The organism is Mameliella sp. LZ-28 (genome assembly GCF_012274245.1).
In the GTDB taxonomy this organism is placed as follows: domain Bacteria; phylum Pseudomonadota; class Alphaproteobacteria; order Rhodobacterales; family Rhodobacteraceae; genus Antarctobacter; species Antarctobacter albus.
In genome coordinates this window covers 1-14,017 of sequence record NZ_JAANYX010000003.1, presented here as the reverse complement: position 1 = coordinate 14,017, position 14,017 = coordinate 1, and the positions used below count along the sequence as shown (strand labels likewise).

General features: G+C 62.1%; 14 protein-coding genes and 1 pseudogene. 12 read left to right on the top strand and 3 right to left on the bottom strand.

Going from position 1 to position 14,017, the window contains the following annotated elements; translation table 11 throughout:
- Window positions 1–43: 43 nt before the first annotated feature.
- On the top strand, window positions 44–208 hold the full coding sequence (locus G9Q80_RS02020) for a hypothetical protein (RefSeq protein ID WP_162846295.1): 165 nt from the start codon (window positions 44–46) through the stop codon (window positions 206–208).
- A 755-nt stretch (window positions 209–963) separates the two neighbouring features.
- Here G9Q80_RS02020 and G9Q80_RS02015 read toward each other — a convergent pair.
- Window positions 964–1,146, bottom strand: a complete 183-nt coding sequence (locus tag G9Q80_RS02015; protein ID WP_133066450.1) for a hypothetical protein — start codon at window positions 1,144–1,146, stop codon at window positions 964–966.
- A 7-nt stretch (window positions 1,147–1,153) separates the two neighbouring features.
- Between G9Q80_RS02015 and G9Q80_RS02010 the strand changes: the two genes are divergently transcribed.
- The 10 genes from G9Q80_RS02010 (at window position 1,154) to allE (ending at window position 11,220) form a co-directional block, all read left to right on the top strand.
- Window positions 1,154–2,869, top strand: coding sequence for a thiamine pyrophosphate-binding protein (locus G9Q80_RS02010; protein WP_246870447.1), 1,716 nt, complete (start codon window positions 1,154–1,156; stop codon window positions 2,867–2,869).
- Window positions 2,870–2,980: 111 nt separating this feature from the next.
- Window positions 2,981–4,012 carry an ABC transporter substrate-binding protein gene (locus G9Q80_RS02005; protein WP_165775127.1) on the top strand — a complete coding sequence of 344 codons (1,032 nt, stop codon included), beginning with the start codon at window positions 2,981–2,983 and terminating at the stop codon, window positions 4,010–4,012.
- Window positions 4,013–4,015: 3 nt separating this feature from the next.
- Window positions 4,016–5,080 (top strand): ABC transporter ATP-binding protein, encoded by a 1,065-nt coding sequence (locus G9Q80_RS02000; RefSeq protein WP_088716468.1) that lies wholly within the window; start codon window positions 4,016–4,018, stop codon window positions 5,078–5,080.
- Complete coding sequence (locus G9Q80_RS01995) at window positions 5,077–5,931, top strand: ABC transporter permease (RefSeq protein ID WP_043144788.1); 855 nt, start codon at window positions 5,077–5,079, stop codon at window positions 5,929–5,931. The genes G9Q80_RS02000 and G9Q80_RS01995 overlap by 4 nt, the downstream gene beginning before the upstream one ends.
- The gene (locus G9Q80_RS01990) at window positions 5,928–6,740 is read left to right on the top strand and encodes an ABC transporter permease (protein WP_088716469.1); all 813 of its coding nucleotides are present in this window, start codon (window positions 5,928–5,930) and stop codon (window positions 6,738–6,740) included. Before G9Q80_RS01995 ends, G9Q80_RS01990 begins: the two co-directional genes overlap by 4 nt.
- A 36-nt stretch (window positions 6,741–6,776) precedes the next feature.
- Complete coding sequence (locus G9Q80_RS01985) at window positions 6,777–7,523, top strand: aspartate/glutamate racemase family protein (protein WP_088716470.1); 747 nt, start codon at window positions 6,777–6,779, stop codon at window positions 7,521–7,523.
- The gene (locus G9Q80_RS01980) at window positions 7,520–8,410 is read left to right on the top strand and encodes a polysaccharide deacetylase family protein (protein WP_043144785.1); all 891 of its coding nucleotides are present in this window, start codon (window positions 7,520–7,522) and stop codon (window positions 8,408–8,410) included. Before G9Q80_RS01985 ends, G9Q80_RS01980 begins: the two co-directional genes overlap by 4 nt.
- A 3-nt stretch (window positions 8,411–8,413) precedes the next feature.
- Window positions 8,414–9,352 carry a polysaccharide deacetylase family protein gene (locus tag G9Q80_RS01975; protein ID WP_088716471.1) on the top strand — a complete coding sequence of 313 codons (939 nt, stop codon included), beginning with the start codon at window positions 8,414–8,416 and terminating at the stop codon, window positions 9,350–9,352.
- 3 nt (window positions 9,353–9,355) lie between these two features.
- Window positions 9,356–10,486: a M20 family metallopeptidase gene (locus G9Q80_RS01970; protein WP_088716472.1), complete on the top strand. Its 1,131-nt coding sequence runs from the start codon at window positions 9,356–9,358 to the stop codon at window positions 10,484–10,486.
- Window positions 10,483–11,220, top strand: a complete 738-nt coding sequence (gene allE, locus G9Q80_RS01965; protein WP_088716473.1) for a (S)-ureidoglycine aminohydrolase — start codon at window positions 10,483–10,485, stop codon at window positions 11,218–11,220. The genes G9Q80_RS01970 and allE overlap by 4 nt, the downstream gene beginning before the upstream one ends.
- A gap of 5 nt (window positions 11,221–11,225) precedes the next feature.
- Here the strand turns inward: allE and G9Q80_RS01960 are convergent, their stop codons facing one another.
- Window positions 11,226–12,146 (bottom strand): LysR family transcriptional regulator, encoded by a 921-nt coding sequence (locus G9Q80_RS01960; RefSeq protein ID WP_043144781.1) that lies wholly within the window; start codon window positions 12,144–12,146, stop codon window positions 11,226–11,228.
- Window positions 12,147–12,194: 48 nt separating this feature from the next.
- On the opposite strand from G9Q80_RS01960, the gene G9Q80_RS01955 reads away from it, so the two are divergent.
- Window positions 12,195–13,619, top strand: a complete 1,425-nt coding sequence (locus G9Q80_RS01955) for an FAD-binding oxidoreductase (RefSeq protein WP_088716474.1) — start codon at window positions 12,195–12,197, stop codon at window positions 13,617–13,619.
- 119 nt (window positions 13,620–13,738) lie between these two features.
- Here G9Q80_RS01955 and G9Q80_RS28655 read toward each other — a convergent pair.
- Window positions 13,739–13,917: pseudogene (locus tag G9Q80_RS28655) on the bottom strand (transposase); the annotation flags it as partial.
- Window positions 13,918–14,017 lie beyond the last annotated feature (100 nt).

Sequence of the window (14,017 nt, the reverse complement as noted above, 5' to 3'; positions counted from 1 at the left end):
ATGTCCCGGTGCGGGCAACCTGCATCGACATAAGGATATATACATGGGTTATTCCGTTCCCAAAAAGCAACTGGACCTCAAGGAATTCCTGAGCACGCCTGCCAAGAAGCGGCCTCTTGTCCGGAAATTCGGCAGCTTCAAGCCTCAAGTTCAGGCCCCACAAACGAGCGCGCCGCCGGTGGCCAAACCCGACGAAACCGCGGACTGACAATCCAGTTCTCTCTGCGCCGGTCAGCCTGACCCATATCATGGCTGCAAGGCTATCTGGCGCTATGCATACTGCCGGTTCTTCTCGGCTGTCGTACCCCTGATCTCTCTACACAGTCTTGGTTACGCGCCAGGCTGGCTATACGCGTCGCTGGAGGCGATCCTTCATGCTGTCCGCTATGGCCGAACGCGCGCTGGTGAGCGGCCTAAAGCTTGTGGCGCAACGCTATAGCTGAGCGAGTTTTTCTCTCACTTTCGCGCTGAAAAGTACTTGGATGGCAGGGCAAGGGCGTCGCAACGAGAGTTTTACTTAAGTCATTGATTTTGCTGTATCCGAGCTTTCGATTGATCCCCCCGCCCCTGCCGCGCGGAAGGGTTATGCAGGCCGTTTGCCCGTCTGCGCAGGGCAGAGGTAAGGCCGAGGGAAGGGTCAGGCAGGGTTGACGCAAGGATCGCGCAGGTAGCGGGCAGGCCCTACACCGGCAGCAAGACGAAAGCGGCAGGTTTGTTCTCCGGACAGTGCCGGCGCCCCGAGGCATCCTCTTTGAGGACCGGGGCAACCCTAGGACTTCGACGGGACCCAGGACCCACAGCCTTTTCCGGGCCCCAGAGGCGCGCCATTGCACTTATCTCTGCAAGCGGCATCCTTGATGCAACGTGTCACCGGCATAGTTCGAAGTCCTTCGCCCCCTCTGTTCGAATAGAGGGGGTGAAGGCTGTGCTCATCTATGGTGGCTTTCGGCGACCTCGGACGTATTACTCTCCGTAACGTTTTGACGAACAATCATTTTCGAACGATTTGATAGCATCGGATATTGCGTCATCTGCGGCTTTGATCCGCAAGCGATGCTCTACAACAGCCCCGCCTTTCAGTTCCAGAAAAGAAGAAACCAACGGCACTGCAGCAACATGTCGAACACTTTTTGGAACCATACTCATTCCTATAATGATCTTTTTTCACCAAATGGAGGCAAGTATTAGACAGGTATCAAGCGGCAACTTCGAACGGCACATCATGAAAGACACGGTCCAACCCATGAAGCTGCATCAGCGACTCGCGCAGGCCATCGTGGGTCACGGCGTGACCCATCTTTACGGTCTTGTCGGAGATGCGAACTTGTTCTTGGTGGATTCATATGTCGATGCCGGACTGGGCCGCTACGTGCCTTGCACGCACGAAGCGAACGCGGTTCTCGCCGCGATCGGTTTTGCCCAGACCACTGGGCGCACCGGGGTCGCCACGATCACCCACGGCCCGGCACTCACGAATGTATCCACCGCATTGGCCGAGGCTGCGCGCGGCGGCATTCCGCTCGTACTGCTCTGCGGCGACACTCCTCCGGGCGACCTGCAGCACCTGCAGAAGATAGATCAGCGTGAGGTCGTCGCAGCTACGGGAGCGATATTCGTCGAGATGCGCCGCCCCGAGACCGCAATACAGGACCTTGACCGCGCGTTTCGGATCGCAGCGCATCGCCGGTGTCCGGTCGTCTTCAACATGCGGGTAGACCTGCAGTGGGCAACCGTCCCGGGCGGGGAGAATGTGACACCAGTTCTCGATTTTGCCACCGCGCCTGCCTCGGGCGGGGCGTTGGAAGAAGCGGCCGGCATGCTGGCTTCCGCTCGCCGCCCTTTGATCCTGGCCGGCCGCGGCGCTATCGGGTCCGAGGCCCGTTCTGCCTTGCTGAGACTGGCCGCCCGGATCGAAGCTCCAGTGGCCACCACGCTGAAAGCCCAGGGGCTTTTCCGCGGAGAGCCATTCGACCTGGGCATCTGCGGTGGCCTGAGCCACCCGACCGCAACCGAGGTCATAATGCAGTCGGACTGCATAGTCGCCTTCGGCGCGAGCATGAGCAAGCACACCACGGAAGAACGTGCCTACACCAAGGGCAAGCGGGTTGTTCAAGTTCTTCCCGATGTCGAAGAGAACCCGCGTCTGGATGATCCGACATTGCGGCTGATCGGCGACATCGCCGGCACGGCCGATGCCATCACTGAGTTGCTCGACATGGCAGAGATCCCGGGATCGGGCGCATGTGACGCCGATCTCGCTGCGCGGCTGCAAGGCGAGGCCGAAAACTTTGCCCAGCTACCCGCGCCCTCTGTCACGACGAATGGCACCGTTGACATGGTTCCCGCCTTGCGCCGCCTGCACCAAGCATTGCCGCAGGACCGCGTTCTGGTGGCGGACCTCGGGCGCTTCGTCACCACCGCGTGGCGCAACATGCCGGTCACACGCCCGCAGGACCTTGTGTACACCTCGCACTTTGGTGCCATCGGCTGCGCCATGGGTCAGGCCATTGGGACCGCGACAGCAATAGATGACCGACCCACAGTTCTCGTTGCCGGCGACGGAGGCTTCGCGCTCTCCGGTCTCAGCGAGTTGATCACGGCGGTGCAGGAAAACGTCGACCTCGTCGCAATCATCTGCAACGACGGCAGCTATGGCGCAGAGCATGTCCAGTTCACCAACAGAAAGATGAAACCCGGCCTCTCGATGATCGCCAGGATAGACTTTGTGGCCGCCGCAACGGCCCTGGGGCTGAATGCGATCCGGGTCGAAGACATGCAAAGCCTGGATGCGGCCTGTGCCGCCATCGCGACACGGGACCGTCCCATGCTGATCGACCTGCGGCTCGACCCTGAGAAAATCGAGATGTAGCCGCCCACGAGATCCCGTCCTCACCAGGGGCGGGCCACAAGGGGCATGCTGGCTCCTCCCCCGGCATCCCCGCAATCGAAAATGAACGCCAACCCCAACAGGAGACCACGAATGACACTTTCCCGTCGAAACTTTCTAAAGACCTCCGCCGGTGCCGCCGCTCTCGGCGCCGTCGGCCTGCCCGCGTTTGCGCAGTCCGACACATTTATCGTCAACATGTTCGGCGGCCGCTGGGAACACGACTGGCGCCAGCATGTGATGCCGAAATTCGCAGAACAGATTGGCCGCGATTTCGACCTGGACATCGGGCTCGGCATGGCCTGGATCTCGAGCTTCCGCGCGGCCGGCCCGGAGAACCCGCCGTTCCCCGCCGTCATGCTGAACGAAAAATACACCGCGATGATCCGCAACGACGACTACTTCGCCGTGCTGACGCCGGAGAACGTGCCGAACATGGCCGACGTGATCGAACCCGCGATCCTGAAGGGCAACACTGCGGTCACCGGCATGCTGGCGCCGCTGGTCATCGCCTACCGCACCGACCTTGTGTCCGAGCCTCCGAAGGGCTGGGCCGACCTCTGGGATGACCGTTTCAAAGGGCAGTTGGGCCTGTACAAGATCACCAACTCCGCCGCGACCATGATGGCCATGTGGGCGGGCGAGCACTTCGGCTCGGGACGTGACGACGTCGAAACCGCCGTTGCGAAGTTCAAGGAACTCTCGCCGTTCCCGCAGATCGGTTACTCGGCGCAGCTGACCCCGCTTCTCACCCAAGGCCAAATCTCGGTTGCACCGATCGACCTGGGCGAAGTCAAGACCATGCAGGAACAGGGCGTGCCGATCGACTACGTCGTGCCCGAAGAAGGCATGTTGGTCTTCGATCACTCCTTCTCGGTCTTCAAGAACCACCCCGACAAACAACTGGGCTTCGACTACATCAACTTTGTCCTGTCTCCCGAAATCCAACTCTGGATGGCAGAGAACTGGCTCATTGCCCCGACGAACAAGACCGTGGAACTGCCCGAGGAACTGCAGAAATGGCCGCTGCAACCCGAAGTGGTCAGCCAGGCAATCCGGTTTGACTGGGACGAGACTCTTGCCATCATGCCGGGCTTGAACGACCTCTGGGAACGGACGATCTGAGTTATGGCGACGGTTGAAGTCAGGGATCTGCGCAAGCGGTACCACAATTTTCTTGCGCTCGACGGCGTGTCACTCAAGGCCGAATCCGGCCAGCTGGTGACGCTGCTTGGGCCTTCGGGATGCGGCAAGAGCACCACGCTTCGGTGTCTTGCGGGCTTCCTCGAACCCAACGGTGGGGAAATCACGGTAGCGGGAGAATCCATCCTCTCGACCCCTGCCAACCGTCGCGGATTTGGCGTGGTCTTTCAGAACTACGCCCTGTTTCCGCATATGACCGTAGCCGAGAATATCGGCTACGGGCTAAAACTCCAGAAGGTATCGAAGTCCGAACTGACCAGCCGCGTCAACGAAGTGATGGACCTCGTGCGCCTTGACGGTCTGGGTGACCGCCTCCCGCGGGAAATCTCGGGCGGACAACAGCAACGTGTGGCCTTGGCCCGCGCACTGGTACTCAAGCCCAAGTTGCTTTTGCTGGACGAACCGCTGGCAAACCTTGACGCCCGGTTGCGCGACGAGGTCCGCTGGCTGATCCGCGACCTGCAGCAACAATCCGGGATTACCGCATTCTACGTCACCCACGACCAATCCGAGGCTATGGCCATGTCGGACATGGTCGCGGTGATGAAGGCGGGCCGCGTTGCGCAGTTCGCCACCCCGCGCGAGATCTACCAGAAACCGACTGAACGCTACGTCGCCGATTTCACGGGCGAGGCGAATTTCCTCCCGTGCACCGATGTCACGCCACAAGGTGAAGGCCGCTATGCCATCGCCGTCGCCGGCACGACACTTGAACTGGGTGGCGTGCCTGGGATCGCCTCCGGCGCCCCGGCTGAACTGCTGCTGCGCCCCGAAGCCCTGGAGCTGACCATGCCGGAGTCCGGCACCTTCCGGGGCACGGTGACGAAATCGGCCTTTCTTGGGTCTGCGCTTCATTGCGAAATTACCTTGCCCGATGACAGCATCCTGAAACTGTCAGCCGAACCCAACACGCAAGTCACCACTGGCGATGCGGTCGGCATCGCAATCGACCGCAGCCACGCCTGGTTGATGCCCAAGGTCGCGCCATGAGACTGCCCAAACCCAGGCTGCTTCTGGCGGTCCCCGCCATCGCCCTGATCTTCGTGTTCATGATCCTTCCTATCACGAACATGGCCGAGATGAGTTTTCGCACAACCGGAACGTCCGAGCCTTTCGGCGAGGATTACACCCTGGCACATTACAGCCGTATCTTCGGCGATGCCTACTACTGGGGCGTCCTTGTGCGCTCGCTTTTGACCGCGGCCACGGTGACGGTACTCTGCCTTCTGGTCAGCTACCCGATCGCTTGGCACATGTCGAAAGCCAAGGGAATGAAAGCCGTCTTCCTCTACGCCTGCATCGCCTCCCCGCTGATGACCGGCGTGCTGGTCCGCAATTTCGGCTGGATGATCGTGGCCGCTCTCAATGGCCCGCTGAATGAGACACTGATGGCCCTGGGCATCATCGAGCGTCCACTGCGGCTGCTGTTCACCCAGGGGTTGGTAATTCTGGCCCTGGTCCACGTCTTCGTTCCCTTCATGGTGCTGCCGATCAACAATGCCTTGCGCAACATCTCGCCCACCCTGATCGAGGCATCGACCTCTATGGGCGCCAGCCGCCGCGACGTGTTTCGGGACATCATCCTGCCGCTCAGCTTTCCCGGAATCTATCCCGGGGTCATCCTCGTCTATGTCCTGGCCGTCGCCGCCTTTGTGACGCCTGCGCTGCTGGGTGGGCAGATGGTCAGCTACATGCCGACCCTCATCATTGGGGAACTGACGGGCACCTTCCAATGGCCCTTCGGCTCGGCCCTCGCGATCGTGCTCTCCCTCTCGACCGTCATTGTCGTGGCGATCTTCACCGCACTGACTGCGAAACTGATGGAAAGGTCCAAGGCATGAGTGACGCGACTTCCGCCTTCAGCCACCAGAGGCCCGTCAACATCGCCTTTGGCATCCTGATCATCTTGCTTTACGTCTTTCTGATGGCCCCGCTGGTCATGATCGTCGGCGCGTCCTTTACCGGCGGACTGCTGATCGACTTTCCGCCGCAGGGTCTGTCCCTGAAATGGTATTTCCAGTTTTTCGAGCGCCAGGACCTCGTCGACGGACTGCTGATGTCGCTGCGTATCGGCGCGATCACTGCGGTGGTCACCATGACCGTCGCCATGATGGCCGCGCTGGCGGGACAGGCGATCTCTGGCCGGTTGTCGGGCTGGTTCCAGCTGGGCATGACCCTGCCGCTGCTGGTGCCCGAACTGCTGACGGCTGTGGGCTTGCTGTTCTTCCTCTACAAGATCGAACTGGGCAAGACCGTGGTCGGCCTACAGATGGGCCATATCCTGATGTCCTTCCCTTATGCCTATGTCTCCATTGCCGCCGCCATGCGGCAGGTACCCGCGTCATTGGAAGAGGCCTCGGCCAGCCTGGGCGCGACGGGGTGGCAAACCTTCCGCCTGGTGATCCTGCCATTGGTGATGCCGGGACTGGCGATGGGCGGGATCTTTGCCTTCATCAACAGTTTCGATCTCTACACCATCTCGCTGCTTCTCAAGCCGCTGGGCGGGAACACGCTTCCGCTCGCACTGTTTGATTTCCTGACTTACGAGTTCAAGCCCACTGCGGCCGCAGCCGCCACCCTGTCGATCCTCTTGTCGATCCTGGGCGTAGCGATTGTTCAGAAACTCGTCGGCCTGCAACGCGCCTTCTGACCCGGTTTCAGTCGGCCACAACAGAAAGTTCTCCCGATGCCCGATCCGTCGGACAGCATACCCGCGCGCCCGCGCGTCCTGTTCCAGCTCGCCAGCCCGTTGCACCTGACCCGGGGACCCGAGGTCGTGGCGCGCAGGCTGCGGATGATGCAGGCGTGGGCGCCCTCGCTGCAGGTAGACATCGCCTCGCCCGAAACGGGACCGGCTGCGATCGAATCCGCCTCCGACGCTGCATTGGTCTTTCCGGCCCTGCGCGACTCCGCCGCCACATGGGCAGGTGCGGGTATCGAGGCGGTCCTGATCGGTTGCTTCAGCGATCCCGGCGTCGACGCGCTGTCCGAGGTCTCCGGCCTACCCGTCATCGGTCCGGGTGAGGCCGGCATTCTGGCCGCCGTGCAATTGGGCGAGCGTTTTTCCGTCCTGTCATCCGACCCGACCCCCCCCGGCCTGCGTCGCCGGATCCGCGGCATCGGCGTCGAGGGAAGTTTCGTCTCCGAGGTCACGGTGGGCTGCTCGGTGGCGGATCTCAACCGCGACCCCGAAAGCCACCTGCCCACCGTCATCGACCGCGCCCGTGCTTGCGTGGCCCAGGGCGCCGATGTGCTGGTGCTGGGCTGCTTTGCCCTTTCCTTCACCCCGGGCCTGCCGGAACGGCTCGCGCAAACCACCGGCGTTCCCGTCGTAAACCCCGTGATCGCCGGGCTGAAGGCCGCCGAAGCCGTGATCCAGTACCGCGCTGGCCTGCCCCGCGCAGAAACCTCTCAACTCCGGAGTGCAGAATGAACCAAACCACCCCTCCCGATGCGTTCCAGAGCCTTGTCGATGCCGCGCGTTTTCAGCGTCGCCGGCGGATACCCATCCCGGATTTCGCATACCCCGAAGGCGTCAAGATCGCCGTCAATTTCACGCTCGATTTCGACGCCATGCTGCTGCGGCGCTTGCTGAACGAACCCTGGGGCCAGAGGGCCAAGGGCGAGTTCGGCGGCCGGGTTGGTGTCTGGCGGATCATGGAGATGTTCGACGAGGAGGAGGTGAAGGTCACGCTCTTCACACCCGGGCGCATCTGCGAGCTTTACCCCGATGTGCTGCACCATGTCGTCGCGTGCGGCCACGAGTTAGCCGACCACATGTGGGAACACGAAGTCTATGCCGACCCGGCCATCGAAGACGCCCATCTGTCCCGCACGCTTGCCGCACTGTCCGCCATCGCCGGAAAACCTGTCACCGGCACCCGCTCCAGCCACACCCCGGGCCTGCTGAAATCCAAGGGCGTGGTCTACAATTCCTTCACCTCCGCCAGTTACATGCCCTTCTACGAATTGGACGCCGAGGGCAGGAACCCGATCCTGCAACTGCCTTTCCACTACGCGCTGGACGATGCGATGTTTTTCAGCTTCGGCTGGCTCGACACGCCGAACCAGGCACAGCGTGTCATGGACGTGGACGAGGTGTTCGAGATCTGGTGGGACGCCTTTGAACAGCAGTACAGGCAGGGCGGCTACGTCAACTTCCTGCTGCACCCATTCGTCTCGGGCCACGCCATGCGGGTCGACATGATCCAACGCCTGATCCAGCGGATGAAAACCCTGCCCGGTGTCTGGTTTCCCACGTGCGACGAACTCGCCCAGCACGTGCTTGCCCAGCACCCCCTGAAAGACCAGTCGGAGTAACCCATGCCCTGGAAAGACAACTACACCACCTCCGACGAAATCGGCATCCGCGATGGCGACGTGGTCTGGCCCCAAGGGCAACAGATGGCGCTTGGCCTGACGGTCAATCTGAATCCCGCCGGAACGGCCAAGGGCATCACCGCCAAGGACCTTGCCTATCCGACCTGGCACTTCGGTCTGAACGAGGGGCTGGACGCCTTTCTGGGGCTTTTCGCCGAACTGGGCATCCGCGCCACCTTCGCCGCCCCGGCCCTTGTGGCCGAGGCTTACCCCGACGTGATTGCGCGCATCCTGGATCAGGGCCATGAAATCGCAGCCCAGGGCCTTTTGGGCGAGGACCCTGCAACACTGGCGCCCGGTCAGGAAGCGGCGCACATGGAGCGCGCCACAGAGATCCTGACCCGCGTCTGCGCCGCCGCGCCAAAAGGCTGGTTCGCCCTATCGCGCCCCGATGATCGCGCCGCCACCGGATGTGCAACGGATGACACCGTCGCCCTGCTGAAGGCACAAGGCTACACCTATATCGGCAACGGGCTTGCGGACGATGCCCCCTATTACTGGGTCACCGATGCCGCAAAGGCCGAGGCGCTGCTCGCCCTGCCCTACTACTATCATTTCGACGACACCTTCTTCCTGATGTTCCCACGCGAGGGCACCGGGCTGGAACGGCCCGCGGCGCTGCTGCGCAACTGGCAGGCAGAGTTCCGCGCGCAATACCGGCGCGGACGCTATTTCAACCTGTGCGTCTCGCCCGCTCGGTCCGGCTGGGGCCACCGCTTTGAGAACCTCGCAAGCTTCCTGCGCGATGCTATGGCGCACCCCGGCGTCTGGGCAGTCACCGGCGCCGAAATCGCAGAGCACTGGGAGGCACACCACCCCGCCGCGACCCATCTCAGGCTCGTGCCTTCGATCTGGCAGGACTACGCGGACAGCCTGAGCTGAACGATGACACTGGATAGCGAAAACATCCTGAGCGGCCTGCTGCGCTGGGTCGAGATCGACACGCCCACCGGCTCGGTCGAAACCATATCGTCGCTCATCGACCTGATCGCCAGCGAGCTGGAGCCGCTTGGCTGCGAGATAGAGCGTATCCCCGGCCGCGATGGCATGGGTGACCACCTCGTTGCCCGTTTTTCCGGTGGCGACGGCCCCGGCGTTCTGGTGACCAGTCATATCGACACGGTTTGCGCCCCCGGCACATTAGAGATCCGACGCGACGGCGACCGGCAATACGGCCCGGGCATCGCCGACATGAAGGGGGGCGGGTATCTCGCACTTTGCGCGATGCGCGACATCGTGGAGAGCGGCACCGCCCTGCCCGGCCCGGTCACCCTGATCTACAATTCAGACGAGGAGATCGGCTCGCCCACCTCGCACGACCTGATCCAGGCCGAGGCCCGGAAACACGGCGCAGCGCTGATCCCGGAACCCGCGCGCGGCGACGAGGCGATTACCTTTCGCAAGGGACGCGCCAAGTACACGCTGGACTTTCACGGACGCGAAAGCCACGCGGGTTCCGCCTTTGCAGACGGGCGCTCGGCCATCCTGGAAATGGCCCGCACCATCGGCAGGCTGGAAAGCCTGACCGACCTCGAGACCGAAACCACGGTGAACGTGGGACGTGTGCGCGGCGGAACCGAGCCGAACGTGGTTGCGGGTCATGCCGCCTGCGACATCGACGTGCGCTTTGCCGATGACACGCTCGGGCAGGCAGTGGAGACGCGCTTGCGTGGGCTGACAGCGACCGACCCCGACGTGACGATCACTCTGTCGGGAGAGATCGAGAAGCCCTGCCTTGCCCGAACGCCGGCAACCCTTGCCATGTTCACACGGGCCGCCGAAATCAACGCAGGGCTCGGCGCGCCGATGATCGAGACCCGGTCCGGAGGCGGGAGCGACGGCAATTTCACCTGCGCCGTCGGCGTGCCCACGCTGGATGGCCTGGGCGCGGTCGGAAACGACTGGCATTCGCCGCAAGAACACATCCTCGTTTCACCTCTGGCACGCCGCAAAGCGCTGCTGCGCGACCTGATACTGACCTACGCGGCCATGCGCCCGACCGGAGAAACCCGATGACCCCCAACTTTGGCCAGACCCGTTCCGACATCCGTCGCAATCACGCCCTGCTCACCCCGGAAAGCCATGAATGGATTACCCAGCCGGATTGGCCGGGCGCCGAGCTTGCCTTTCTCATCAGTCCCGACATGGGCGCCAAGTTCGCGATGGCCCTTGTCCGCGCCGAGGCAGGGCTGACAGACATCGGGACCGCCACTGAGGGCGTAGCGCGCTTCGTCTTCGTACTGGAAGGTGCCCTGACCTTTGCCGATGGCAACACGTTGGGTCCGGAAGGCTTTGCCTTCCTCCCGCCGGCTTACGATGCCTTGCTGTCCGCATCTCCTGACACGCGCTTTGTCCTGTTCGAATGGCAGTTCCTGGCGCGGGGAGACATCCCTGCCCCCGTGTTCGGCTCTGTCGACGGGATCGAGGGCACAGCACTGCGCGGGGATGACTGGCTGATCGTGCAGAAGATGCTGCCCACCGACCCAGCCTTCGATGGCGAGTTCAACATCATGAACTTCCACCCTGGCGCCTCGCTCGCATATGTCGAGACGCATTTCATGGAACACGGCTTGCTCATGCTGGACGGGGGCGGCGTCTACCGGCTTGACGATCGCTGGTATCCCGTGGGGGCGGGCGACGCGATCTGGATGGGCCCGCATGTGCCCCAATGGTTCGGGGCACTGGGACGAGAGCCGTCGCGCTACCTGATCTACAAGAACTACAACCGCTCACCACTGGCCGAGCGATGACCGGATCACCCGCCGTATTGCGCGAAGACCGTCTTGATTGCCGCCGCAAAGGCCACCGAAGATGCCGTCGGAGTGCGCCCCGCCAAACGACAACACGACAGGGGCTTGCTGACGAACGACGGGTTCTCCAGCTCGATGAAGGCGATGTTCTCACGCTTGTACTGGAGGAAGCGTCCGATGACGATGCTGATCCCCATGCCGTCCTCGACCATCTGGCGGAGGAGAGTAAAGCTGTTGGTGTTCAGCACTTCCCGAACATCGACATTGTTGCGCACCAGGGCGTCCTGCAACATCTGGTGCAGCGCGATGGAGTGATGGGGAAAGATGAACCTTTCGCCAGAAATGTCTTCCAATCGGATTCTACGCATCCGCGCCATCGGGTGATCCATCGCGGTGATCACGTAGGTGCGCCTGTGCAAGGTCGCCAGCGTCTCGAGATCGGGGGAAGACGGGAAGTTGTAACCCAACGCGATGTCAATGTCGCCCTCGTGCATCCGCCTGAGGATTTCCGGAGTGTTCTCGACGAAAATCGTGAACATCAGGTTCGGATGATTTCGGTTCATGTCCCGCAAAATGCCGGGCAGGAGATCCGAGGCCAGCACCTCGTTGACCCCCAACCGCAGATGGCCGCGCTGCAACCCCTGCAACTGACCGATCTCGTCAGTCGCGATGCTGAGTTCGTTGAGCACGGAGGCACATCGATAAAGCAGGATTTCCCCGGCCTCTGTCAGTTCCAGCCCCTTACGCCCACGATCCCGGCTGAAAAGCTCCACTTCGAGGCTCAACTCGAGGTTCTTGATCTGCTTGCTGACCGCCGAAGGCGCCACATGCAGCTTTTCGGCCGCCGCCCGAAACGAGCCCAGCCGCGCGACCTCGACGAAATGACGAAGCCCGGGCAAGCGGCTGAGGATCTTGGTGGACGACATGGCGGGCACTCTGAATCCGGCAGGAATCTTACAAGGAGCGCATCATAGATGAAGAAGGCTGGCATACAACTCGACGCCGATTGCGCATCCGGTCTGACGGAACTTGCAGCGGCGCTCGGCACGAAGGCCGTTCTGACTGAACCGGCCGATTGCGACCGATACGCATCGGACCAGTCAGGTCTGATCGGGGCACGCCCCCTTGCAGTGCTGCGGCCAGCGAACACCGAAGAGGTGGCGCAGGCGCTGAGGATTTGTACGCGCCATCGCATCGCCGTGGTGCCTCAAGGCGGCCGAACCGGCCTGTCCGGCGGCGCCAGCAGCCCGGCAGGCGCCGTTGTTCTGTCGACAGAACGCATGACCGGGGTGATCGAACTTGACCGCCAGGGCATGACGATGACGGTTTGGGCCGGTACGCCACTGGAGACAGTTCAGACCACGGCCCGCGAAGCCGGGCTCGATTATCCGGTCGACATCGGCGCGCGGGGCACAGCCACGATCGGCGGGACGATCGCCACCAATGCGGGGGGCATCCGTGTGCTGCAGCACGGAATGACCCGGCAGAACGTGCTGGGGCTAGAAGCGGTGCTGGCGGATGGCACCATCCTTTCACGCCTTGGCAAGACGATGAAGGACAATTCCGGTCTCGATCTGAAACACCTCCTGATCGGGTCCGAAGGCACATTGGGCGTCGTGACACGCGCGGTGCTGCAATTGCGCCAGAACGTTCCCGACAGTGCGCTGGCACTGATCGCCGTTCCGGATCACGCCGCGGCGCTATCCTGCCTGGCCGTCGCCCGCAGGTGGTTCGGATCGCGGATCTGCGCCTTTGAAGGCATGTGGCCGGACTATTGGGATTTCGTGTGCCGGCAAACCAGTCTCGCCGAGGCAGCAATCAGCGGGCAACATGGTTTCTATGTGCTGATTGAAGTCGAAACCGATCATGCGAATGCAGAAGACGCCCTGGAGACCTTCTTCGCCGAACTGTTCGAAAACGGCTTTGCCGAAGACGGCGTACTTGCCAAGTCTCTGGCGGAAACTCAATCCTTGTGGAGGATCCGCGAGGCCGTCGGCGAAGTCGACCCGGACTTTGGCCCCCACATCAATTTCGATATCGCTGTTGCACCGTCAGACCTCGGGTCCTTTTGCGATGCCGCCGATAGTTTGCTTGAGGGCCTGCAGGACGCAACGGGCACACTGAAGGTCGGCCACGTCGCGGACGGAAATGTGCATCTACTGGTTGCCCATGACGGCAGTGCCGAAGCAGAGGAAAGGATCGAGACCGCCATTTACGAGCTGCTCAGTGACTGGAATGGCGCAGTGACCGCGGAACATGGAGTTGGCCGTCTGAAAGTGCGATGGATCACTCATAGCCGCAGCCGCGAAGAAATGGCGGTCATGCACACCCTGAAAAGGCAGCTTGATCCCTTTGGGATTCTGAACCCGGGTGCACTTTTCGGGGTGCCGGAGAGCTGAAGCTTTCCGTAGCCAGTGTTCCTCCGATTACACGTTGGCAATGACGTTCCATGGCAAGAGCTCTGCGATGCGGCTCTGTATGTGCCCTCCAGCGATAGCTGTCAGGATTCTTGTCAGCCAAGCGCCTGCTGTCGGCGCATCTCGTCCTGCAGCAAGCCGCCATACTTTTCGTCCAGTTGAAGTAGGTCGCCTAGCTGATCCCGGCCTTACGGCAGATCTCCGCAACCGGCGCGCCTTGCTCGCCCTGCTTCAGGATGAAGGCCTTCTGCGCTTTGACCTGCCCCCGCTGGTCCCTCACCGTAATGTAGGGTCTGCGCCAACACTGAAGGAGCAGACAATGCGAAAGAGCCGTTTCACCGAGGCGCAGATAATCGGGATGATCAAGGAACAGGAGGCTG

Coding starts and splice junctions, on each gene's coding strand:
- G9Q80_RS02020 (WP_162846295.1), top strand. CDS start 44: ATGGGTTATTCCGTTCCCAAAAAGCAACTGGACCTCAAGGAATTCCTG.
- G9Q80_RS02015 (WP_133066450.1), bottom strand. CDS start 1,146: ATGAGTATGGTTCCAAAAAGTGTTCGACATGTTGCTGCAGTGCCGTTG.
- G9Q80_RS02010 (WP_246870447.1), top strand. CDS start 1,154: ATGATCTTTTTTCACCAAATGGAGGCAAGTATTAGACAGGTATCAAGC.
- G9Q80_RS02005 (WP_165775127.1), top strand. CDS start 2,981: ATGACACTTTCCCGTCGAAACTTTCTAAAGACCTCCGCCGGTGCCGCC.
- G9Q80_RS02000 (WP_088716468.1), top strand. CDS start 4,016: ATGGCGACGGTTGAAGTCAGGGATCTGCGCAAGCGGTACCACAATTTT.
- G9Q80_RS01995 (WP_043144788.1), top strand. CDS start 5,077: ATGAGACTGCCCAAACCCAGGCTGCTTCTGGCGGTCCCCGCCATCGCC.
- G9Q80_RS01990 (WP_088716469.1), top strand. CDS start 5,928: ATGAGTGACGCGACTTCCGCCTTCAGCCACCAGAGGCCCGTCAACATC.
- G9Q80_RS01985 (WP_088716470.1), top strand. CDS start 6,777: ATGCCCGATCCGTCGGACAGCATACCCGCGCGCCCGCGCGTCCTGTTC.
- G9Q80_RS01980 (WP_043144785.1), top strand. CDS start 7,520: ATGAACCAAACCACCCCTCCCGATGCGTTCCAGAGCCTTGTCGATGCC.
- G9Q80_RS01975 (WP_088716471.1), top strand. CDS start 8,414: ATGCCCTGGAAAGACAACTACACCACCTCCGACGAAATCGGCATCCGC.
- G9Q80_RS01970 (WP_088716472.1), top strand. CDS start 9,356: ATGACACTGGATAGCGAAAACATCCTGAGCGGCCTGCTGCGCTGGGTC.
- allE (WP_088716473.1), top strand. CDS start 10,483: ATGACCCCCAACTTTGGCCAGACCCGTTCCGACATCCGTCGCAATCAC.
- G9Q80_RS01960 (WP_043144781.1), bottom strand. CDS start 12,146: ATGTCGTCCACCAAGATCCTCAGCCGCTTGCCCGGGCTTCGTCATTTC.
- G9Q80_RS01955 (WP_088716474.1), top strand. CDS start 12,195: ATGAAGAAGGCTGGCATACAACTCGACGCCGATTGCGCATCCGGTCTG.